Origin of the sequence: Serratia sp. 506_PEND (genome assembly GCF_001076875.1) — a bacterium.
Taxonomy (GTDB): domain Bacteria; phylum Pseudomonadota; class Gammaproteobacteria; order Enterobacterales; family Enterobacteriaceae; genus Serratia; species Serratia marcescens.
The window spans coordinates 1-21,085 of the sequence record NZ_JVEL01000505.1 but is presented as its reverse complement, the minus strand read 5'-3'; the positions used below and the strand labels follow the sequence as shown (position 1 = coordinate 21,085).

At 61.2% G+C, this 21,085-nt stretch carries 17 protein-coding genes and 1 pseudogene; 13 read left to right on the top strand and 5 right to left on the bottom strand.

The annotated features are described in order from the left end of the window. The first annotated feature begins 57 nt into the window (after positions 1-57). From era to acpS, 4 genes are all read left to right on the top strand, one after another. On the top strand, positions 58-966 hold the full coding sequence (gene era / locus ADK28_RS20735) for a GTPase Era (RefSeq protein ID WP_004929162.1): 909 nt from the start codon (positions 58-60) through the stop codon (positions 964-966). 6 nt (positions 967-972) lie between these two features. Further along, on the top strand, positions 973-1,704 hold the full coding sequence (gene recO, locus ADK28_RS20730; protein WP_004929165.1) for a DNA repair protein RecO: 732 nt from the start codon (positions 973-975) through the stop codon (positions 1,702-1,704). A gap of 71 nt (positions 1,705-1,775) precedes the next feature. Beyond that, positions 1,776-2,507, top strand: a complete 732-nt coding sequence (pdxJ, locus tag ADK28_RS20725) for a pyridoxine 5'-phosphate synthase (protein WP_016929790.1) — start codon at positions 1,776-1,778, stop codon at positions 2,505-2,507. Beyond that, entirely contained in the window at positions 2,507-2,887 is a 381-nt protein-coding gene (gene acpS / locus ADK28_RS20720) for a holo-ACP synthase (RefSeq protein WP_004929169.1), read from the top strand. The genes pdxJ and acpS overlap by 1 nt, the downstream gene beginning before the upstream one ends. 44 nt (positions 2,888-2,931) lie before the next feature. Here acpS and ADK28_RS20715 read toward each other — a convergent pair whose 3' ends face one another. The 3 genes from ADK28_RS20715 to ADK28_RS20705 form a co-directional block, all read right to left on the bottom strand. After that, positions 2,932-3,192 (bottom strand): YfhL family 4Fe-4S dicluster ferredoxin, encoded by a 261-nt coding sequence (locus tag ADK28_RS20715; protein ID WP_033639601.1) that lies wholly within the window; start codon positions 3,190-3,192, stop codon positions 2,932-2,934. 91 nt (positions 3,193-3,283) lie between these two features. Then, on the bottom strand, positions 3,284-4,828 hold the full coding sequence (locus ADK28_RS30450) for a phosphoethanolamine transferase (RefSeq protein WP_193392143.1): 1,545 nt from the start codon (positions 4,826-4,828) through the stop codon (positions 3,284-3,286). Between the two features lie 143 nt (positions 4,829-4,971). Next, positions 4,972-5,820, bottom strand: a complete 849-nt coding sequence (locus tag ADK28_RS20705) for a MurR/RpiR family transcriptional regulator (protein ID WP_033639602.1) — start codon at positions 5,818-5,820, stop codon at positions 4,972-4,974. A 167-nt stretch (positions 5,821-5,987) separates the two neighbouring features. Between ADK28_RS20705 and murQ the strand changes: the two are divergent. The 3 genes and pseudogenes from murQ (at position 5,988) to yfhb (ending at position 8,913) form a co-directional block, all read left to right on the top strand. Then, positions 5,988-6,867 (top strand): annotated as a pseudogene (murQ, locus tag ADK28_RS20700) (N-acetylmuramic acid 6-phosphate etherase). An 18-nt stretch (positions 6,868-6,885) separates the two neighbouring features. Then, complete coding sequence (locus ADK28_RS20695; RefSeq protein WP_048796538.1) at positions 6,886-8,253, top strand: PTS transporter subunit EIIC; 1,368 nt, start codon at positions 6,886-6,888, stop codon at positions 8,251-8,253. 3 nt (positions 8,254-8,256) lie between these two features. Continuing rightward, entirely contained in the window at positions 8,257-8,913 is a 657-nt protein-coding gene (gene yfhb, locus ADK28_RS20690) for a phosphatidylglycerophosphatase C (RefSeq protein WP_004929188.1), read from the top strand. 45 nt (positions 8,914-8,958) lie between these two features. Here the strand turns inward: yfhb and ADK28_RS20685 are convergent, their stop codons facing one another. Then, the gene (locus ADK28_RS20685; RefSeq protein ID WP_048796537.1) at positions 8,959-10,011 is read right to left on the bottom strand and encodes a DUF2157 domain-containing protein; all 1,053 of its coding nucleotides are present in this window, start codon (positions 10,009-10,011) and stop codon (positions 8,959-8,961) included. Positions 10,012-10,128: 117 nt separating this feature from the next. Between ADK28_RS20685 and tadA the strand changes: the two genes are divergently transcribed. Next, entirely contained in the window at positions 10,129-10,635 is a 507-nt protein-coding gene (gene tadA / locus ADK28_RS20680) for a tRNA adenosine(34) deaminase TadA (protein WP_015378796.1), read from the top strand. Here the strand turns inward: tadA and mltF are convergent, their stop codons facing one another. Continuing rightward, positions 10,636-12,096, bottom strand: a complete 1,461-nt coding sequence (gene mltF, locus ADK28_RS20675; protein ID WP_025303935.1) for a membrane-bound lytic murein transglycosylase MltF — start codon at positions 12,094-12,096, stop codon at positions 10,636-10,638. 275 nt (positions 12,097-12,371) lie between these two features. On the opposite strand from mltF, the gene purL reads away from it, so the two are divergent. The 5 genes from purL to ADK28_RS31745 form a co-directional block, all read left to right on the top strand. After that, entirely contained in the window at positions 12,372-16,265 is a 3,894-nt protein-coding gene (purL, locus tag ADK28_RS20670; RefSeq protein ID WP_193392144.1) for a phosphoribosylformylglycinamidine synthase, read from the top strand. A gap of 887 nt (positions 16,266-17,152) precedes the next feature. After that, positions 17,153-18,589, top strand: coding sequence for a sensor histidine kinase (locus ADK28_RS20665; RefSeq protein WP_004941357.1), 1,437 nt, complete (start codon positions 17,153-17,155; stop codon positions 18,587-18,589). 3 nt (positions 18,590-18,592) lie between these two features. After that, on the top strand, positions 18,593-19,465 hold the full coding sequence (qseG, locus tag ADK28_RS20660; protein ID WP_053091628.1) for a two-component system QseEF-associated lipoprotein QseG: 873 nt from the start codon (positions 18,593-18,595) through the stop codon (positions 19,463-19,465). Further along, positions 19,462-20,802, top strand: a complete 1,341-nt coding sequence (gene glrR / locus ADK28_RS20655) for a two-component system response regulator GlrR (protein ID WP_004941361.1) — start codon at positions 19,462-19,464, stop codon at positions 20,800-20,802. Before qseG ends, glrR begins: the two co-directional genes overlap by 4 nt. Positions 20,803-20,932: 130 nt before the next feature. Further along, a partial coding sequence (locus tag ADK28_RS31745) for a nitrilase-related carbon-nitrogen hydrolase (protein ID WP_152929732.1) occupies positions 20,933-21,085 on the top strand: 153 nt, incomplete at its 3' end.

The window sequence follows — 21,085 nt, the reverse complement described above, 5'->3', positions numbered from 1 at the left end:
CCGCCGTAAAGCCGAGCAGGCGGCAGCGGAACAAGCGCTGAAAAAGCTGGAGCTTGAATGAGCGAAGTAAAACAACACTGCGGGTTTATCGCCATCGTCGGCCGCCCGAACGTGGGCAAATCGACGTTGCTGAACCAACTGCTGGGGCAGAAGGTTTCCATTACGTCGCGTAAGCCGCAGACGACCCGTCACCGCATCATGGGCATCGACACCGATGGCGCCTATCAGGCGATCTACGTCGATACCCCAGGGCTGCACATCGAAGAAAAACGCGCCATCAACCGTTTGATGAACCGCGCGGCCAGCAGCTCAATCGGCGACGTTGAGCTGGTGATCTTCGTGGTCGAAGGCACCAACTGGACCGCCGACGACGAAATGGTGGTCAACAAGCTGCGCAGCCTGCGTTGCCCGGTATTGCTGGCGATCAACAAGGTCGATAACGTTACCGACAAATCCAAGCTGTTGCCGCACATCGCGTTCCTCAGCCAGCAGATGAATTTCCTCGACGTGGTGCCTATCTCCGCCGAGAAAGGGATGAACGTCGACACCATCGCCGGCATCGTGCGCAAGCTGCTGCCGGAAGCGGAACACCACTTCCCGGAAGATTACATCACCGATCGTTCCCAGCGCTTTATGGCGTCTGAGATCATCCGCGAGAAGTTGATGCGTTTCCTGGGCGAAGAGCTGCCGTACTCAGTGACGGTAGAAATCGAACAGTTCGTGGCCAACGATCGCGGCGGCTACGATGTGCACGGCCTGATCCTGGTTGAGCGCGAAGGCCAGAAGAAAATGGTCATCGGCAACAAGGGCGCCAAGATCAAAACCATCGGCATCGAAGCGCGCCAGGACATGGAACAGATGTTCGACGCCAAAGTGCATCTCGAGCTGTGGGTGAAAGTGAAATCCGGTTGGGCGGACGACGAACGTGCGCTGCGCAGCCTGGGCTATGTTGACGATCTGAAGTAACGATCCGTGGACGGCTGGGAGCGCGCTTTCGTCCTGCATGGGCGGCCGTACAGTGAAACCAGTCTGATGCTGGATCTGTTTACCGAAGGTCATGGGCGGGTGCGTTTGCTGGCGAAAGGCGCGCGCAGCCGCCGCTCCAATCTGAAGGGTTGCCTGCAACCCTTTACCCCCCTGTTAGTGCGCTGGGGCGGCCGCGGTGAAGTGAAAACGCTGCGCAACGCCGAAGCGGTCTCTCTCGGTTTACCCCTCAGCGGCATGATGCTTTACAGCGGCCTGTACGTGAACGAACTGCTGGCGCGCGTGCTGGAGCAGGAAACCAACTACTCGGTGCTGTTCTTCGACTACTTGCAATGCCTGCAGGCGCTGGCGGCGGAAGACAGTTCGCCGGAACAGGCGCTGCGCCAGTTCGAGCTGGCTTTGTTGCATCATCTCGGCTACGGCCTCGATTTTCTGCACTGCGCCGGCAGCGGCCTGCCGGTGGATGACGCCATGACCTACCGCTACCGCGAAGAGAAAGGCTTTATCGCCAGCCTGGTGGTGGATCACTACAGCTTCACCGGGCGTGAACTGCGCGCGCTGGCGGAGCGGCAGTTTCCCGATGCCGAGACGCTGCGCGCCGCCAAGCGCTTCACCCGCATGGCGCTGAAGCCCTACCTCGGCGGCAAGCCGTTGAAGAGCCGCGAACTGTTCCGCCAATTCGTGCGCAAACAGCCGAATACGCCGGTCGACGACGCCTGACCTTTTCCCCTTTTGCCGCCCTGCGCCCGCGTGTAAACTGCTGGCACTGAAAATCGTATTTAGAGGTTGTCATGGCTGATTTGCTGCTGGGCGTCAATATCGATCACATCGCCACGTTACGTAACGCGCGCGGAACCCAATACCCGGATCCGGTTCAGGCGGCATTCATTGCCGAACAGGCGGGGGCCGACGGCATTACCGTGCATCTGCGCGAAGATCGCCGCCATATCACCGACCGCGACGTGCGCTTGTTGCGCCAGACCATCCAGACGCGCATGAACCTGGAGATGGCGGTGACCGACGAGATGCTGGACATCGCCATTGAGCTGCAGCCGCATTTCTGCTGTCTGGTGCCGGAAAAACGCGAGGAAGTGACCACCGAAGGCGGCCTGGACGTCGCCGGCCAGCTGGATAAAATGAGCGTGGCGGTCGAGCGCCTGGCGCAGGCGGGCATTCTGGTTTCGCTGTTCATCGATCCCGATCATCGCCAGATCGACGCGGCGGTGGCGGTGGGCGCCCCTTACATCGAAATCCACACCGGCGCCTACGCGGAAGCGCAGGGCGAGCTGGCGGTACAGGCCGAGCTGCGCCGCATCGCGGTAGCCGCCGCCTACGCGGCCGAGAAGGGGCTGAAGGTCAACGCCGGCCACGGCCTGACCTACCATAACGTGCAGCCGATCGCCGCGCTGCCGGAAATGCACGAGCTCAACATCGGCCATGCGATTATCGGCCAGGCGGTGATGAGCGGGCTGCCGGCCGCGGTTGCCGACATGAAAGTGTTGATGCGGGAAGCGCGCCGGTAATGGCGGTGCTCGGGCTGGGTACCGACATCGTCGAGATGGCGCGTATCGAAGCGGTGGTGGAGCGCAGCGGCGATCGTCTGGCGCGCCGGGTGCTGAGCGACGCCGAGTGGGCGCTGTATCAGCAGCACCAGCAGCCGATCCGCTTTCTGGCCAAACGTTTCGCGGTGAAAGAGGCCGCCGCCAAGGCGTTCGGCACCGGCATTCGCAACGGCCTGGCGTTCAACCAGTTCGAGGTGTTCAACGATGCGTTGGGCAAACCGAATATTCGTTTGCACGGTCGCGCCGCCGAACTGGCGGGGGAGATGGGGGTCACCGCGATCCACGTTTCGCTGGCCGACGAACGGCGTTATGCCTGCGCGACGGTGATCGTCGAAAGCTGAAAAGAGAAAGGGCGCCTGTGGCGCCCTTGTCAGTCCTGCGGCGATTAAATGCGATCGGCGTGGTGCAACACCACGAACTTGTCCCACAGCTGCTCATTAGTCTCGCGATGCTGCGGATCGGTGATGATGGTGTTGTCGATAGGGCAAACCTGCTGACAGGTCGGCGTATCGTAATGACCAACGCACTCGGTGCAGCGATCGGTATCGATTTGGTAAATGTCATCACCCATCGAAATTGCCTGGTTCGGGCATTCCGGCTCGCACATGTCGCAGTTGATGCATTTCTTGGTAATCAGCAGTGCCATTGTCAGTTATCTTTCCATCGGTGTGCTCGGGCTGGCGCGCAATCTATCATAGAATCGCCGCGCAACGGGCACTTTTTCGTCATCTTACCGCTTAGGGTAACTCAGGCGGATCGTCAGCCAACTGATCGAAATCAACCATTCTCTGCCCGTCAAACACCCAGCGTTTATCTGCATCTGCGATGCGTATCGTAGGCATCACTTCGGGATGGGCAATCCGTATTCCCGCCTCTTGGGCAAACAACCCGATAAAATCGAACGCGCTTAAGGGATCATCAATGATCTGGTGCTGTTGGTCGCGATCGCTCAGCACCAGCAACGGCACCTGGTAATTCTGCCGGGTATCGCCGCTGTGGCGTAAAGAACGCCCACCGCCGATATCCTTGTGGGAAAGGCCGTGATCGGAGAAATAGAACAGTTTAAACGGTGCGCCGCTCTGTTTCAGGCTGTGATAAACCTGCTCGATAAAACGGTCGGTCTTGCGGTAGGTAGAGAGATAGCAGGCCAGCTCCTTATTCGGCGACTCGACGCTCGGCGGTTCGCCGTTAAGCCGCTCGCAAAAGTCGGCGTGCGAGCCCATCAGATGCAGCACATACAGATTGCCTTGTCCTTGGCGACGCAATAATGGGTCAAATATCGGCAGCAGCGCATCGTCATCGGTATTGCGCGATTGGAAGTCGCCTTTCTTCAGGAAATAATGGCTATCGCTGAACATGGCGATTTTTGATACCGGCGTATCGAATTGTCCGAACATGCCCTGATTGGACAGCCAGTGGGTTTTGAGACCGGCGGCTTTTGCCAGGGTGATGATATTATCTCCGATGGCAATGTTGTGGCCGTTGCTCAAAGCCAGCGTGCGAGGAAGCGATTCGAACGTATTTGGCGCAGTGGAAATATAATTGCTGTAAAATCGTCCATTGGCATTATCCAGAAACGGCGTAGTGGACACCGGATAACCAAATAATGACATATGATCTTTGCGCATACTTTCGCCGACGATAATGACATAGTTTCCATTTGTCGGTGCGCCTGCGGTTATTGACCAAGTATCCGGTGTTGTAGCACCGGCACTTAATTCATCAACCTGCTGTTGGTATTGATGGTAAGCCGAGTAGAGGGATAAAAAGAAGTCAGGCAATTTAAGATTCGCCACACCGCCATTGAAGGCTCTGGCGATAATGATAACCATCAGCAGGGCTAGCAAGGGAAGTATAGTTTTTTTTGAAATGGCTTGCCGCCAAATAAATAGGCCGAGAATGGCCAGCATAACCAGAATGGCGGCGGGCAGCAGATAACAACTGGCCGGCAGGGTCTGCAAAAACTCCCTCGCTTCTATGAGGTTGGTTTGCAACAGGGCGGACATCACGGCAGCGGAAGGGGTACCGTAAATGGCCCCGACCGGCGCATACAGCGCGCACAGCAGAATAAACGGAATAATCAGGCCGTATCGGGTAAGCGAATGAATAGATAATAATAGCAAAGTAAGCGCAATAAAAAGAATATCAATACCTTTTCCACCGCTGTATCCCATCGCCTTGATTAGAATCAATGCAGTAATGACATAGAGCAAAAAGGTACGCAGAATCGGATGCGTCACGGAATGCCGCAACTTATCTAAAATAACAGTGTGTGTATTCATAATGGTATCGTTAAATAATGCTGTCCATGCACGCCCAATTATTGATCGATAATTGAGCAGGTCACCGCCCGCACATTATTTTTCGAATGCAGAGAAGGGAAATAATTGAACTGGCGGCGTTTTATCGGCCGCCATTATACGCGTCAAACCAACTTTTTCATTAACTGTTCGCTGTGCTTGATGCGATCGCGGGCATGATCGAGATCGTGCTGGATCAGGGCCATAAACAACAGGTCGGTGAGGGCGAACTGGGCCGTGCTGGAGGAGATGGCCGCGCTGCGGGTATGGGGCTCTTCGGCGATGGTATAGAGGCAGTGGTCCGCGCGTTGCTGCAGACCATTGGGCGAGAAGCTGGTCAGCGCCAGCACCCTGGCGCCGGCCTGGCGCGCCTCTTCCGCCGCCAGATTGATTTCACGCCGTTCGCCGCTGAAGGAGATAGCCAGCAGCAGATCGCGCTTGTCCAGCGCCTGCACCGCCGCCAACTGGACGTGCATGTCCGCTTCGGCCACCGCCATCACGCCGATTTTCAGCAGCTTGAAGGAAAAATCCTTGGCCACCAGCCCGGAGGCGCCGATGCCGATCAGCATCACCCGGCGCGCCTGGCGCAGCATGTCCAGCGCCTGATGCAGCCGTTCTTCGCTGTTGATGTCCAGCGTCGCGCGCAGCGCCGCCTGCTTTTCCGCCAGCAGCTTTTCACCGACGGTTTTCAGCGTGTCGCTGCTGAGGATGTGGTTGTGAACGGTCACTACCGGTTCAACCTGTGGCTGAGCCAGCGTCTCGCTCAGCGCCAGCTTCAGCGCCGGGAAACCTTTATAGCCCAGTTTTTGGGCGAACTTCACCACGCTCGACTGGCTGATGCCGGCCAACTGGGCCAGCTTTTGCGAGCTGAGATGGCGCGCCTGCTCGGCGTTATTCAGCAGAAAGTCCGCCAGCTTGCGGTCGTTTTGCGCCAGTGTCGGATACATCTGGCGAATGCGCAGAAGGGTACTCATTGTTCTTTCCCTGGAAACCAGCGGCCATTTTGCCATGCAGAGGGCGAAAACGCGCGGTGAAAATTTTTGTGAGCTCACCGTTAAAATAGCAAATAGCGCTCGCTTTGTTGAATAAAATATTCAAATATTGATTAAGTTTTGTGAATTAAAAATTCAAAGGTGAACAGATGAACTTAGGCGCACTGGTATCGGAAACCCGCAACCCGGCCACCATGGGGCTGGATGAAATGTCGACGCTGGACATGGTCCGTTGCTTTAACCAGGAAGATCGCAAGGTGCCGGAGGCGATTGAACAGGTGCTGCCGGCGATTGCGCAGGCGGTCNGCGTTGAAGGCCGGCGGCCGGTTGATTTATTTGGGCGCCGGCACCAGCGGCCGCCTGGGGGTATTGGATGCCTCCGAGTGCCCGCCGACCTTCGGCGTGCCGCACGGCGTGGTGGTGGGGCTGATCGCCGGCGGGCCGGGCGCGCTGCTCAAAGCGGTGGAGGGGGCGGAAGATGACGAGACCCTGGGCGAAGCCGATCTCCGGGCGCTGAACCTCAGCGCCATCGATATGGTGGTGGGGCTGGCGGCCTCGGGGCGCACGCCCTACGTGATCGGCGCACTGCGCTATGCGCGCGGACTGGGCTGCCCGACGGCGGCCATCTCCTGCAACCCGGATTCGCCGATTGCGCACGAAGCGCAGGTGGCGATTTCGCCGGTGGTAGGGCCGGAGGCGCTGACCGGTTCGACGCGCCTGAAATCCGGCACTGCGCAGAAACTGGTGCTCAACATGCTGTCGACCGGCGCGATGGTCAAACTGGGCAAGGTTTACCAGAACCTGATGGTGGACGTGAAGGCCACCAACGTCAAACTGGTGGATCGCGCCTGCCGCATCGTGGTTGAGGCCACCGGCGCCGAACGCGCTCAGGCGGAAGCGGCGCTGGCGCAGACCGGCTTTGAGGTTAAACCGGCGATCCTGATGCTTTTGGCCGGCGTCAGCGCCGAAGAGGCGCAGCAGCGGCTGCAGCGGCACGATGGCTACCTGCGCGCGGCGCTGGCGCGTTAATTCACGGTGGGGGCGGCGATGGACAAGACAACGGCATTGGCGACACAGATCCTGGCGGGCGTGGGGGGCGAGGGCAATATCCTCAAACTGGAGAACTGCATGACGCGGGTGCGCGTTGAGGTCAGCGACGAGCAGCGTCTGGACCTGGCCGCCCTCAAGCAGCTGCCCGGCGTGAAAGGCTATATCAAACAGGGTGAGCAGCATCAGTTTATCGTCGGCCCGGGCGCCGCCGCCAAGGTGGTGGACGCCATGCGCGGGCTGTTGAGCGGCAGCGCGCAGCCCGTCGTCGCCGTCGGTGACGCCGCCCGCACCAAGGCGCAGGCCAAGCAAAAATACGCTGCGCCGATGAGCGGCGCGCTGAAAAAGCTGGCCGACGTTTTTATTCCGCTGATCCCGGCGTTTATCGCCTCGGGCCTGATCACCGGCATCATCAACCTGCTGAAACGGCCCGACATCGCCGGTCAGCTGGCCGTGGACTACCCGAACGCGCTGGGGCTGCTGGCGATCTTCGGCAGCGCGGTGTTCGCCATCATGAACATTCTGGTCGGGGTCAACGCCGCGCGGGTATTCGGCGGCTCGCAGGCGATGGGCGGCGTGATGGCCGGCATTCTCTCCAGCCCGGCGCTGGCGCAGATCACGTTGTTCGGGGAGGCGCTGCAGCCGGGGCGCGGCGGGGTGATCGCCGTGCTGCTGGTGGTGGCGTTGATGTGCTGGGTGGAGAAACGCCTGCGCACGCTGTTGCCGGAGTCGGTCGAGCTGATCCTTAACCCGCTGCTGACCACGCTGGTCACCGCCTCATTGGCGATCCTGATCCTGCAGCCGATCGGGGGTTATATTTCCGATGCCATCGCCCACGGCGCCAATCTGGCGATCGACAAGGGCGGGCTGCTGGTGGGGGCGTTGCTCTCGGGGCTGTTCCTGCCGCTGGTGCTCTCCGGCCTGCATCAGGGGTTGGTGCCGATCCACGTCGAGCTGGTGCAGGCGCACGGTTCCAACCCGCTGCTGCCGATCCTGGCGATGGCCGGCGTCGGTCAGGTGGGGGCGGCGCTGGCGGTGCTGTTGAAAACCCGCAACGCGCGACTGAAGAAGGTGATCAAAGGGGCGTTGCCGGTCGGCATTCTCGGCATCGGCGAGCCGCTGATCTTCGGGGTGACGCTGCCGCTGGGCCGGCCGTTTATCGGCGCCTGCCTCGGCGGCGCGGTAGGCGGCGCGCTAATCAGCTACTGGAAAGTGGCGACGGTGATTACCTTCGGCATTTCGGGGCTGCCTTTGGCGTTGACCATCGTCTCAGGTAAGGTGATGTTGTATCTGGCGGGGATGCTGATTACGATTATCGCCGGTTTTCTCTTCACCTGGATGATGGGGTTCAACGATCCCGAGGAGTAGCGTTTGAGCGACAAGCAGCAACAACCGGCCGCAGAGGGGCGCCGCGTGGTCTTCTTTGATCTGGACGGCACCCTGCATCAGGAGGATATGTTCGGCAGTTTCTTGCGCTTTCTGCTGCGCCGCTTACCGCTGAACCTGTTGCTGGTGATACCGCTGCTGCCGCCGATCGGGTTGGCGCTGCTGCTGCTGGGGCGCGCCGCGCGTTGGCCGATGAGCCTGCTGCTGTGGGCGATCACTTTCGGGCGCTCCGAAGCGACGCTGAAGGCGCTGGAGCGGCAGTTTATCGAGGCTTTCCGCCAGAAGGTGACCGCGTTTCCGGTGGTGCAAATGCGGCTGCGGCAGTATTTGGATGAACACGATGCCGAGGTGTGGCTGATTACCGGCTCGCCGGAGCAACTGGTGGAGCAGGTGTATCGGGATTCGGCGTTTCTGCCGCGGGTGCGGTTGATCGGCAGCCGCATCACGCGACGCTGCGGCGGTTGGGTCTTGACCTTGCGCTGCCTGGGGGCGCAGAAAGTGGTGCAGCTGGAACAGCGGCTCGGCGCGCCGCTGAAGCTTTACAGCGGTTACAGCGACAGCAAGCAGGACAATCCGCTGCTGTTTTTTTGCGAACACCGCTGGCGGGTAAGCAAGCAGGGCGAGCTGCAGCAGCTGGAATAAACAAAGGGCGGAGAATTCCGCCCTTTGCTGTTATCGCTGCCGCGATCAGTCGTCGGTTACGTCGTGCGGTTTGCGCCCGAGCTGCCAAATCTTCTCCGCATAATGCCCCAACGCCCACAGGCTCAGGCCGAGCAGCGCGAAGAAAATCGCCTTCGGCATGCTGTCCCAGAAAAACTCGAACAGGCGGGTATACAGGTTGATGCCGAGGAAGGTCAGTCCGAAACCGCGCAGCATGGCGTCGTCATGCTTCAACCCCAGCCAGATGGCGGCGAGGGCGGCCAGCCCGAACAGCAGGCTCCAGTGGAACAGCTCAATCTGGCGCGCGCGGTACCAACTGTCGAGATCGCCGTAGTTGCCGAAGATGGACAGCAGCCACAGCGCGATGAACAGGTACAGCAGGCCCATCGCCAGCGACACCCGCTGCAGGCCGCGCTGCGCCAATAGTGGCCGCAGCAGCAATGCGGCGGCGATCAGCACCGCGCCGAAGGCGATAAAGCGGATCGGGTAGCTCATGCCGAGCCAGTAGGCGCCCCAGCCGGACAGGTAGCCGGTCTCGGCGCCGAAGGCATTGCCGAGCGACAGCAGGGCGAACCACCACACCAGCCCGGAGCGGCTGAACCAGCCGATCGCGCCGTACAGCAGCGCGGCGACCAGCAGCAGTACGGAAACCCGGCCGCTGCCGTTATCCAGCCAGACCCCCAACTGCCATAAGGCGCAGGCGGTAAGCAACACGGCGACAAACAATGCCGCCTCGTTGCCGTAACGTTTTTCCGGGTGCCGTTGGCGGCGGCGCAGCGCCCAGACGTAGGCCAGCGCCGCCAACACCCCGGCGATCGCCATGCGTACCGGCGCGTCGAAGCGGAACAGTTCGCTCAGCCATGCAAGCAGTGCGCTGTCGGCGAACAGGCTGGTGACGGCGATCAGCAGCGAGGCCAGCGCGGCGAGAAACGCATAGCGCGCCAGCCGCCGCCAATCGAAAGGTTGTACGTCCACATGCAGCAGCAGTTGCTGCCGTTGTTCGGGCGTCATGGCGCCTTCCCCAACCCAGCCGTCCAGCGCCTTGCGCACCACGACGGCGTTCTTTTTACTGAGTTTCATGCTTCTTGTCCCTGAATCACATGCTGATTCGGCCAGTATAGCCATTGGTGGGCGGCTACGACAAAGGGAGGCTAGTGTGTATAATGCCCGCCGCAAAAGCGCACGAGGAATTATGCGATGACTGAATATAACGATGAGTACTGGATGCGTCAGGCATTGCAGCTGGCCCTGCGCGCGCAGGAAGAGGGCGAGGTGCCGGTGGGTGCGCTGCTGGTGCTGGACAATCAGGTCATCGGCGAGGGCTGGAACCGCCCGATCGGCCGACACGATCCTACCGCGCACGCCGAGATCATGGCGCTGCGCCAGGGCGGCGCGGTGCTGCAAAACTACCGCTTGTTGAACGCCACGCTGTACGTCACGCTGGAGCCCTGCGTGATGTGCGCCGGCGCGATGGTGCACAGCCGTATCCGCCGGTTGGTGTATGGCGCCGCCGACGAGAAAACCGGCGCGGCCGGTTCGCTGGTGGATATTTTGCGCCATCCGGGCATGAATCATCAGGTGGAGATCGTCTCGGGCGTGCTGGCGGACGAATGCGCCGCCACCCTGAGCAATTTCTTCCGCCTGCGCCGCGAACAGAAAAAAGCGCTCAGGCTGGCGCAGCGGGCGGCGGATAAGCCGGAATAATCAGTAGTTGAGCGCCAGTTCCGGCATCACCGTCGGATAGCCTTTTCCCAACGCTTCCTGCTCGGCGGCCGCTTGCGCCGCCTTTCTCTCTTTTTCCTGCAGATAGCCCACCAGGCTGACCTGATAGCGGCGGATATTTTCTACATAGTTGTAGGCTTCACGCCCGCGCGCATAGCCGTAGGTCAACTGCGGGTAGTAGCGCTTTTGGCTGAGCATCGGCAGGCGCTGTTTGACGTCGACCCAGCTGTCCGGGTTGCCTTTTTGCGTCTTGGTCAGCTTGCGCGCGTCCAGCATGTGGCCCCAGCCCATGTTGTAGGCCGCCAGCGAGAACCAGATGCGTTCGTCTTCCGGCACGCTGTCCGGCACCTTGGCCATCAGCCGCTGCAGGTAGAGCGCGCCGCCCTGAATGCTCTCTTCCGGATCGAGGCGGTCGTTGACCCCCAGGCCGTCGGCGGTGGCGCGGGTCAGCATCATCAGGCCGCGCACGCCGGTGGGGGAGGTGGCCTGCGGATTCCAGTGCGATTCCTGATAGGCGATGGCCGCCAGCAGCTTCCAGTCGATCTCGTTGGCGTGCTTCTCGAACAGTGGGCGGAAGTTGGGCAGCACCGAGTCGATGGCCGACAGGAAGGTTTTGGTGTCCACATAGTCGAAGCTGCCGACGTGGCCGAGGTACTTCTCTTCCAGCCGCGCCAGGGTGCCGTCGTCCACCATCTGGCTGTAGAAATCCAGCATCGCCGCGTACAGACTGTCGTCGCCGTCGCGTTTCAGATACCAGGTGACCGGCTCTTCGTCGGTGACGTCGAACGCCACCGCCAGCTGCGGATGGATGCGCTGCAGCAGCGCGATGGTCACCGAATCGCCGAGGGTGTAGTCCAGCTTGCCGTCGGCAACCCGCTCCAGCAGCTCTTTGGAGGTGAGATCGCTGGAGGACTCCCAAGTGAGATCCGGGTATTTATCCTGCTTGAGCTGTTTTAGCGTGCTGACGTGCGCGGAACCGGAGGCGACCGCCAGCTTGCCTTTGATGTCGGCGAAGCTTTTCGGCCGCGGGGTGCCCAGCCGGTACACCAGCTGTTGGGAAACAGAGTAGTAGGCCGGGCCAGTGCGTGCGCGGCTGAGGCGTTCCTGGTTGTAGATAAGGCCCGCCGCCAGCAGGTCTGCGTCGTCGTCGTCCAGATCGTCGAACAGGTCATTGATGTTCTGATGGGGGATCACCACCAGCTTCACCCCGAGGTAGTTGGCGAAGCGCTTGGCCAGTTCGTAGTCGAGCCCACCTGGCCCTTGCTTGGTGTTGAAATAGGTCAGCGGGGAGTTCAGCGTGCTGATACGCAACTCGCCGCGGGAAATGATCTCCTGGAGTTGCCCGCCCTGGCCGCTGCGCCAGGTGATATTGGGCCACAGCGCGAGAGCCAGAAGCAGGGTGACAACGCCGATGAGAATGTAGTTTATTTTAAGACGTTTCAAATAGTTATCCAGTGGTGGCACAGGTGCACCGGCGACGACAACCGCGACTTTTCTCATGGTTAAATCACCAGTGCGGGGGGCATTTTGCGCAACAAAACGCCAGTGTGCAACTTTATTGACACGTTATGACAATTCGACGGTGCGGCATGCTTTTATCAATAATCCCTACGCAAACGGTTTCGTCGGCGGCGAGGATTCTCTATAATGACGCGCGTTTTCCCCTGTTGCGCCCAATGAAGCGTCTTATCCGTCGCTTCGAAGACGAGAGAACTTTGATTATGGAAATTCTGCGTGGTTCGCCCGCTTTATCGGCTTTTCGCATTACCAAACTGCTGTCCCGCTGCCAGGACGCTCACCTGCCCGTCAGTGATATCTACGCCGAGTACGTCCACTTTGCCGATGTCAGCGCACCGCTAAGTGCCGAAGAACACGCCAAGCTTCAGCGTCTGCTCAAGTACGGTCCTTCTCTCGCCGAACACGCTCCCGAAGGTCGGCTGCTGCTGGTTACGCCGCGCCCGGGCACCATTTCTCCCTGGTCTTCCAAAGCCACCGACATCGCCCACAACTGCGGTTTGCAGCAGGTGCTGCGGTTGGAGCGCGGCCTGGCGTTCTACGTCAAGGCGCCCGAGCTGACGGAAACCCAGTGGCGCCAACTCGCCGCGCTGTTGCACGATCGCATGATGGAAACCGTCTTCAGCGAGCTGCAACAGGCCGAACAGCTGTTCGCGCACCATCAGCCGGCGCCGTATCAGTCGGTCGACGTGCTGGGCGCAGGGCGCACCGCGCTGGAGCAGGCCAACGTCCGGCTCGGCCTGGCGCTGGCGCAGGACGAGATCGACTACCTGCTGAATGCCTTTACCGGTTTGGGGCGCAACCCGACGGATATCGAACTCTATATGTTCGCGCAGGCCAACTCCGAGCATTGCCGCCACAAGATTTTCAACGCCGACTGGATCATCGACGGCGAACAGCAGCCTAAATCGCTGTTCAAAATGATCAAGAACACCTATGAGCAGACGCCGGACTACGTGCTGTCGGCGTATAAAGATAACGCCGCCGTGATGGAAGGTTCGCAGGTCGGCCGCTTCTTCGCCGCGCCGGACAACGGCACGTACGATTACCATCAGGAAGACGCGCACATCCTGATGAAGGTGGAAACCCACAACCACCCGACGGCGATCTCGCCGTGGCCGGGCGCCGCGACCGGCTCCGGCGGCGAGATCCGCGACGAGGGCGCCGCCGGCCGCGGCGCCAAGCCGAAGGCCGGCCTGGTGGGTTTCTCGGTGTCCAACCTGCGCATTCCCGGCTTTGAACAGCCGTGGGAGCAGGACTTCGGCAAACCGGAACGCATCGTCACCGCGCTGGATATCATGACCGAAGGCCCGCTGGGCGGCGCGGCGTTCAACAACGAATTCGGCCGTCCGGCGCTGCTGGGCTACTTCCGCACCTATGAAGAGCGCGTCAACAGCCATAACGGCGTCGAGCTGCGCGGCTACCACAAACCGATCATGCTGGCGGGCGGCATCGGCAACATCCGCGCCGATCACGTCCAGAAAGGGGAAATCACCGTCGGCGCCAAGCTGGTAGTGCTGGGCGGCCCGGCGATGAATATCGGCCTGGGCGGCGGCGCGGCGTCATCGATGGCGTCAGGCCAGTCCGATGCCGATCTGGATTTCGCGTCGGTGCAGCGCGACAACCCGGAAATGGAACGCCGCTGTCAGGAAGTGATCGACCGCTGCTGGCAGCTGGGCGACCAGAACCCGATCCTGTTTATCCATGACGTCGGCGCCGGCGGCCTGTCCAACGCCATGCCGGAGCTGGTGAGCGACGGCGGCCGCGGCGGCCGCTTCGAGCTGCGCGATATCCTCAACGACGAGCCGGGCATGAGCCCGCTGGAAGTGTGGTGCAACGAATCGCAGGAACGTTACGTGATGGCGATCGCCCCGGCGCAGATGGCGCAGTTCGATGAGATCTGCCGCCGCGAGCGCGCGCCTTACGCGGTGATCGGCGAAGCGACCGAAGAACAGCACCTGACGCTGAACGACCGCCACTTCGACAACCAACCGATCGACATGCCGCTGGACGTGCTGCTCGGCAAAACGCCGAAGATGACCCGCGACGTGACCCGTCTGCAGGCGCAGGGCCAGGCGGTGCAGCGTGAGAACATCACGCTGGCCGACGCGGTGAAGCGCGTGCTGCATCTGCCGGCCGTCGCGGAGAAAACCTTCCTGATCACCATCGGCGACCGCACCGTCACCGGCATGGTGGCGCGCGACCAAATGGTCGGCCCGTGGCAGATCCCGGTGGCCGACTGCGCGGTCACCACCGCCAGCCTGGACAGTTATTACGGCGAGGCGATGTCGCTCGGCGAACGCGCGCCGGTGGCGCTGCTGGACTTCGCCGCTTCCGGCCGCCTGGCGGTCGGGGAAGCGCTGACCAACCTGGCCGCTACGGAAATCGGCAGCCTGAAGCGCGTGAAGCTGTCCGCCAACTGGATGGCCGCCGCCGGCCACCCGGGTGAAGACGCCGGCCTGTACGAGGCGGTAAAAGCGGTGGGTGAAGAACTGTGCCCGGCGCTGGGCATCACCATTCCGGTGGGTAAAGACTCCATGTCGATGAAAACCCGCTGGCAGGAAGGCAATGAACAGCGTGAAATGACCTCGCCGCTGTCGCTGGTCATCACCGCCTTCGCCCGTGTGGAAGACGTGCGCCATACCGTGACGCCGCAATTGCGCACGGATAAGGGCGACAGCGCGCTGCTGTTGATCGACCTGGGCAACGGGCATAACGCGCTGGGCGCCACCGCGCTGGCGCAGGTTTATCGCCAACTGGGCGACAAACCGGCCGACGTGCGCAACGTCGCGCAGCTGGCGGGCTTCTTCAACGCCATGCAGCAGTTGGTGGCCGATCGCGCGCTGCTGGCTTACCACGATCGCGCCGACGGCGGTCTGCTGGTGACGCTGGCGGAGATGGCCTTCGCCGGTCACTGCGGCGTAGAGGTTAACCTCGATGGCCTCGGCGACGATGCGCTGGCGGTGCTGTTCAACGAAGAGTTGGGCGCGGTGATCCAGGTGAGCGCCGAACGTCTTGACGACGTGAAGCGGGCGTTCGCGCAGCACGGGCTGACCGACAACGTGCATCACATCGGCAGCGCGCAGGCCGGCGATCGTTTCGTCATCAACCAACATGGCAAGGCGCTGTACAGCGAAAGCCGCAATACGCTGCGCACCTGGTGGGCGGAAACCACCTGGCAGATGCAGCGTCTGCGCGACAACCCGGCGTGCGCCGATCAGGAACATCAGGCCAAGCAGGATGAACAAGATCCCGGCCTGAACGTGAAGCTGACTTTCGCACCCGAGGAAGACATCGCCGCGCCGTACATCGCCAAGGGCGCTCGCCCGAAAGTGGCGGTGCTGCGCGAGCAGGGGGTGAACTCCCACGTTGAAATGGCGGCGGCGTTCCACCGCGCCGGCTTTGACGCGGTGGACGTGCACATGAGCGATCTGCTGGCAGGGCGCCGCGATCTGCAGGACTTCCACACGCTGGTGGCCTGCGGCGGCTTCTCTTACGGCGACGTACTGGGCGCCGGCGAAGGCTGGGCGAAGTCTATCCTGTTCAACGAGCGGGTGCGTGACGAGTTCGAGGCGTTCTTCCACCGTCCGCAGACGCTGGCGCTGGGCGTATGCAACGGCTGCCAGATGATGTCCAACCTGCGCGAGCTGATCCCGGGCGCCGAACACTGGCCGCGCTTCGTGCGTAACCTGTCGGATCGCTTCGAGGCGCGCTTCAGCCTGGTGGAAGTGGCGGCCAGCCCGTCGCTGTTCATGCAAGGTATGACCGGTTCGCGCATGCCGATCGCCGTTTCCCACGGTGAAGGGCACGTCGAAGTGCGCGATGCGGCGCATCTGGCGGCGCTGGAAAGCCATGGCCTGGTGGCGCTGCGTTTCGTCAACAACGCCGGTCAGGTCACGGAGGCTTACCCGGCTAACCCGAACGGTTCGCCGAACGGCATTACCGCCGTGACCAGCGCCAACGGGCGCGCCACGGTGATGATGCCGCACCCGGAACGCGTGTTCCGCACCGTCAGCAACTCCTGGCACCCGGAAGAGTGGGGCGAGGACAGCCCGTGGATGCGCATGTTCCGCAACGCCCGTAAGCAACTGGGTTAAAAGCGGCCACCACCGTACAGAGGGCGCAAGCAATTGCGCCCTTTTTTATGGCCGGCGTTCGCCGTCTGGCGGCAGTGTCTGCATTTTGCGACAGGCGCTATTTTTCGTGTCGCTAAATGGAGACATTTAACTATTTGATTTTATTGGTGGTAAGCAGGTTTGACTTTAGTTGTCTGCATTTGGCGACAGCGCGGCGTTTTTTTCATCATTCATCACCGTGTAATGGACGAGGGAATTTGCTGATTTTATTTTATTTTCAAATAAAATCATTGTGTTATGATTTTTATTGCAAAATTGGCACGCTACGTGCATTATTCTCGGCGGCTGCTCATTCACCTTTTTATGACGGCGCCGTCATTAGACGGCAAATCGCCTCATAAGCCTCCGAATGATGCCAAAGAAATGGTGCCTATCGTCCAACCAAACCGATAACAGACCGTGCAAGCGGCTTTATCAAGCATCGGGCGACACGTGGAGTGAGGCACCGCCTGTATCCAACTGTGATGAAGGGTTCATCAATCCTGGATACTTACGGATGCTATTCGTCCTGTTCGATGCCAGCCGCTGCGCTACATCACCCTGGGGACGAGGTTTAAGGGCATCCACACTTTCCTTGCGTTGGGGCAAGTTTCTTGCCCCGATGTCAATTCTCAACGCTGCGCTTATGCCCGTTTCGTTGCCTATGTCCTCGAACGCAGACGCTATCCCCACACGCTCGTTTTCGCACCGGTTGATGTTACCGGGGCCGCATGCCGTCGGCAGGCCAGGCCCATGGGCGCGGTTCGCCGATTCTGCCGCTTTTTCCTTGTGCGTTCAGGATTCTCCCCTGCCGGGCTTTTCTCTTTCCGGCGAGTCAGTTAGCATCGTGACAGAGCTGAGAGAATGAGATGATTTCGTTGAAAAAATGGCGTTTATTCCCCCGTTCGCTGCGGCAATTGGTGCTGCTGGCCTTCCTGTTGGTGCTGCTGCCGCTGTTGGTGCTGGCCTATCAAGCCTACCAGAGCCTGGATCACCTCAGCGCGCAGGCGGCGGACATTAACCGCACCACGCTGGTGGACGCGCGGCGCAGCGAGGCGATGACCAGCGTGGCGCTGGAGATGGAGCGCAGCTATCGTCAGTACTGCGTGCTGGTCGATCCTACGCTGCAGAAGCTGTACCAGAACCAGCGCAAACAGTATTCGCAGATGCTGGACGCCCATGCGCCGATTCTGCCGGACGAGCGCTACTACCAAACGCTGCGTCAGTTGCTGACCCAGCTGGCGGCGATCAAATGCCATAACAGCGGGCCGGACCAAGAGGCTTCGGCCTTGCTCGAATCGTTCTCCCGTTCCAACGCCGAAATGGTGCAGGCCACGCGCGCGGTGGTGTTCTCGCGTGGCCAGCAGCTGCAGCAAGCCATCGCCGAGCGCGGCCAGTTCTTCGGCTGGCAGGCGCTGCTGCTGTTCCTGGTCAGCGTGCTGCTGGTGGTGCTGTTTACCCGCATGATCATCGGGCCGGTCAAGGCCGTGGAACGGATGATCAACCGCCTGGGGGAGGGGCGTGCGCTGGGCAGCACCGCATCGTTCAAAGGGCCGCGCGAGCTGCGTTCGCTGGCGCAGCGCATCATTTGGCTGAGCGAGCGGTTGGCGTGGCTGGAATCGCAGCGCCACGAATTCTTGCGCCATATCTCGCACGAGTTGAAAACGCCGCTGGCCAGCATGCGCGAAGGCACCGAGCTGCTGGCCGACGAGGTGGCGGGGCCGCTGACTTCCGATCAGAAAGAGGTGGTGGCGATCCTCGACAACAGCAGTCGCCACCTGCAGCAGCTGATTGAACAGCTGCTGGATTACAACCGCAAACTGGCCGATGGCCCGGCGGAACACGAGAACGTCGAGCTGCGCGAGATGGTCGATTTGGTGGTCGCCGCGCACAGTTTGCCGGCGCGGGCGAAGATGATTTCCACCGAAATCGCGCTGGAGGCGGAAATCTGCTGGGCAGAGCCTACGCTATTAATGCGCGTGCTGGATAATCTCTACTCCAATGCGGTGCACTACGGCAAGGAATCCGGTAACATTTGGATCCGCAGCCGTCAGGTTGGACAACGGGTGCAAATCGACGTCGCCAATACCGGCACGCCGATCCCCGAGGCTGAAAGAGCCATGATTTTCGAGCCTTTTTTCCAGGGTAGTCACCAGCGAAAAGGGGCGGTAAAAGGAAGCGGACTGGGGTTGAGCATCGCTCAGGACTGTATCCGTCGCATGCGCGGTGAGCTGCAACTGGCGACGGTCGCCGGTGCAGACGTCTGCTTCCGCATTGAACTGCCGTTAACCGCCGAGAATGAATAAATAATGTACACATGGTCTAAGCGCCTTCGTCTTTCACAGACCGAACGTTCACCGCGTGCCACGCACAGAGCGCCGCTCGGCAAACGCCCGATCAGCTGGTTGGGCGCCGTTTTCTTTATGCCGCTGTTGCTGGCGGGCTGCGTCGATCGCGCCGTCAGCGGCGGCCTGAGCGCTCAGCAGCAAGAGGCGATCCCGGATACCAAGGTGATCGATTACCGCACCGCGGCTTGCGATACCCTGTGGCAGTTGGACGACAAGGATGCGCTGGATAACGCGCTCTACTGGCTGCGCGCGATGGACTGCGCCGATCGCATCGGCTCAACCCAGGCGCGCGCGCTGGCGAAAACGGTGCCGGGCGACAGCTGGTCCGGCGTTTTCAAACAGAGCATCCTGCTGGGGAGCGCACAGCCGACCTCCGGCGAACGCCGCCAGATGATCGACAGGATCAACAGCTACCGGATGGAGTTCCCCGGCTCGCTGCGTCCACTGACGCAGCTGTGGCGCCAGCAGCAGATGCTGCAGATCACGCTGTTCGATGAGAAAGCGCGTTATCAGCATCTGCAGGAGAGCAGCGACAGCCAGATCGATTCGCTGCGCCAGAGCCAGGCGCGCTTGCAATCGCAGCTGCAGGACACCTCGCGCAAGCTGGAAAACCTGACCGACATCGAGCGCCAGCTCTCATCGCGCAAGCAGTTGCAAGGGGAAATACCGGACAGCGGCGCGGGCTCGCAAAAGGGCGACGCCGCCCGTAAAAACGGCGCGGCCGCCAAAGGGGCTGAGCCGCAGGACGAACCGGAAAAGGGCACTGCGCTGCCGGTTGAACCGGAAGACACCTATACGCCGCACCCCGCCAATAAGGAGTCCCACGCGCAATGACCGCACGCAAACCGGCCAACCTGTTATTGGTTGACGACGATCCCAGCCTGCTGAAGCTGCTGGGCATGCGCCTGACCAGCGAAGGTTTTCACGTCACCACCGCCGAAAGCGGCCAGGAAGCGCTGCGCCTGCTGGCGCGCGAGCAGATCGATCTGGTGATCAGCGATCTGCGCATGGATGAGATGGACGGCATGGCGCTGTTCGCCGAGATCCAAAAACATCAGCCGGGCATGCCGGTGATCATTCTCACCGCGCACGGTTCGATTCCCGATGCGGTGGCCGCTACCCAGCAGGGGGTGTTCAGCTTTCTCACCAAGCCGGTGGATCGCGATGCGCTGTACAAGGCCATCGACGAGGCGCTCGCGCTGTCGGCCAGCCCGGCCGGCGACGATGCCTGGCGGGAAGACATCGTCACCCGCAGTCCGTTGATGCTGCGCCTGCTGGAGCAGGTGAAAATGGTGGCCCAGTCAGACGTCAGCGTGTTGATCAACGGCCAGAGCGGCACCGGTAAAGAGGTGGTGGCGCAGGCGATCCACGCGGCCAGCCCGCGCGCCAGCAAGGCGTTCATCGCCATCAACTGCGGCGCGCTGCCGGAGCAACTGCTGGAGTCCGAACTGTTCGGCCACGCCAAGGGCGCCTTCACCGGCGCGGTCAGCAGCCGCGAAGGGCTGTTCCAGGCGGCGGCGGGCGGCACGCTGTTCCTCGACGAGATCGGCGATATGCCGCTGTCGCTGCAGGTGAAGCTGCTGCGCGTGCTGCAGGAACGCAAGGTGCGGCCGCTCGGCAGCAATCGCGATCTGGACATTGACGTGCGCATCATCTCCGCCACCCACCGCGATCTGCAAAAGGCGATGGCGAAGAACGAGTTTCGCGAGGATCTCTACTACCGCCTCAACGTGGTGAACCTGAAGATCCCGGCGCTCAACGAGCGCGCCGAAGATATCCCGCTGCTGGCCAATCACCTGTTGCGCGAAGCGGCGCAGCGGCACAAGCCGTTCGTGCGCAGCTTCTCGACCGACGCCATGAAGCGGCTGATGACCGCCAGTTGGCCGGGCAACGTGCGTCAGCTGGTCAACGTCATCGAGCAGTGCGTGGCGCTGACTTCGGCGCCGGTGATTAGCGAAGCGTTGGTTGAGCAGGCGCTGGAAGGGGAAAACACCGCGCTGCCGACTTTCGCCGAAGCGCGCAACCAGTTTGAGTTGCACTATCTGCGCAAACTGCTGCAGATCACCAAGGGCAACGTGACCCAGGCCGCGCGCATGGCGGGCCGCAACCGCACCGAGTTTTACAAATTGCTGTCGCGCCACGAGCTGGACGCCAACGATTTTAAAGAATGACAGTTTCCCGCCGGCGCCTGCCACGCAGGTTCTCAACAAATCCGGCGGAATGATTTACACTCCGTTCTCTTTGCCGCGGCGCGCCCCGGCGTAGAGCACCATGGAACGTATTAAGCGGGATCGTACACAAATGAGCAGATCACTTTCCATCGCCCTGGCCCAGCTGAACCTGCTGGTCGGCGACATTGAAGGCAACACCGAACGCATGTTGCAAATCGTGCAGGAGCAGCAGAAGGCGGGAGCCGATCTGGTCATGTTCAGCGAACTGGCGCTGTCCGGCTAC

Coding starts and splice junctions, on each gene's coding strand:
- era (WP_004929162.1), top strand. CDS start 58: ATGAGCGAAGTAAAACAACACTGCGGGTTTATCGCCATCGTCGGCCGC.
- pdxJ (WP_016929790.1), top strand. CDS start 1,776: ATGGCTGATTTGCTGCTGGGCGTCAATATCGATCACATCGCCACGTTA.
- acpS (WP_004929169.1), top strand. CDS start 2,507: ATGGCGGTGCTCGGGCTGGGTACCGACATCGTCGAGATGGCGCGTATC.
- ADK28_RS20715 (WP_033639601.1), bottom strand. CDS start 3,192: ATGGCACTGCTGATTACCAAGAAATGCATCAACTGCGACATGTGCGAG.
- ADK28_RS30450 (WP_193392143.1), bottom strand. CDS start 4,828: ATGAATACACACACTGTTATTTTAGATAAGTTGCGGCATTCCGTGACG.
- ADK28_RS20705 (WP_033639602.1), bottom strand. CDS start 5,820: ATGAGTACCCTTCTGCGCATTCGCCAGATGTATCCGACACTGGCGCAA.
- ADK28_RS20695 (WP_048796538.1), top strand. CDS start 6,886: ATGGACAAGACAACGGCATTGGCGACACAGATCCTGGCGGGCGTGGGG.
- ADK28_RS20685 (WP_048796537.1), bottom strand. CDS start 10,011: ATGAAACTCAGTAAAAAGAACGCCGTCGTGGTGCGCAAGGCGCTGGAC.
- tadA (WP_015378796.1), top strand. CDS start 10,129: ATGACTGAATATAACGATGAGTACTGGATGCGTCAGGCATTGCAGCTG.
- ADK28_RS20665 (WP_004941357.1), top strand. CDS start 17,153: ATGATTTCGTTGAAAAAATGGCGTTTATTCCCCCGTTCGCTGCGGCAA.
- qseG (WP_053091628.1), top strand. CDS start 18,593: ATGTACACATGGTCTAAGCGCCTTCGTCTTTCACAGACCGAACGTTCA.
- glrR (WP_004941361.1), top strand. CDS start 19,462: ATGACCGCACGCAAACCGGCCAACCTGTTATTGGTTGACGACGATCCC.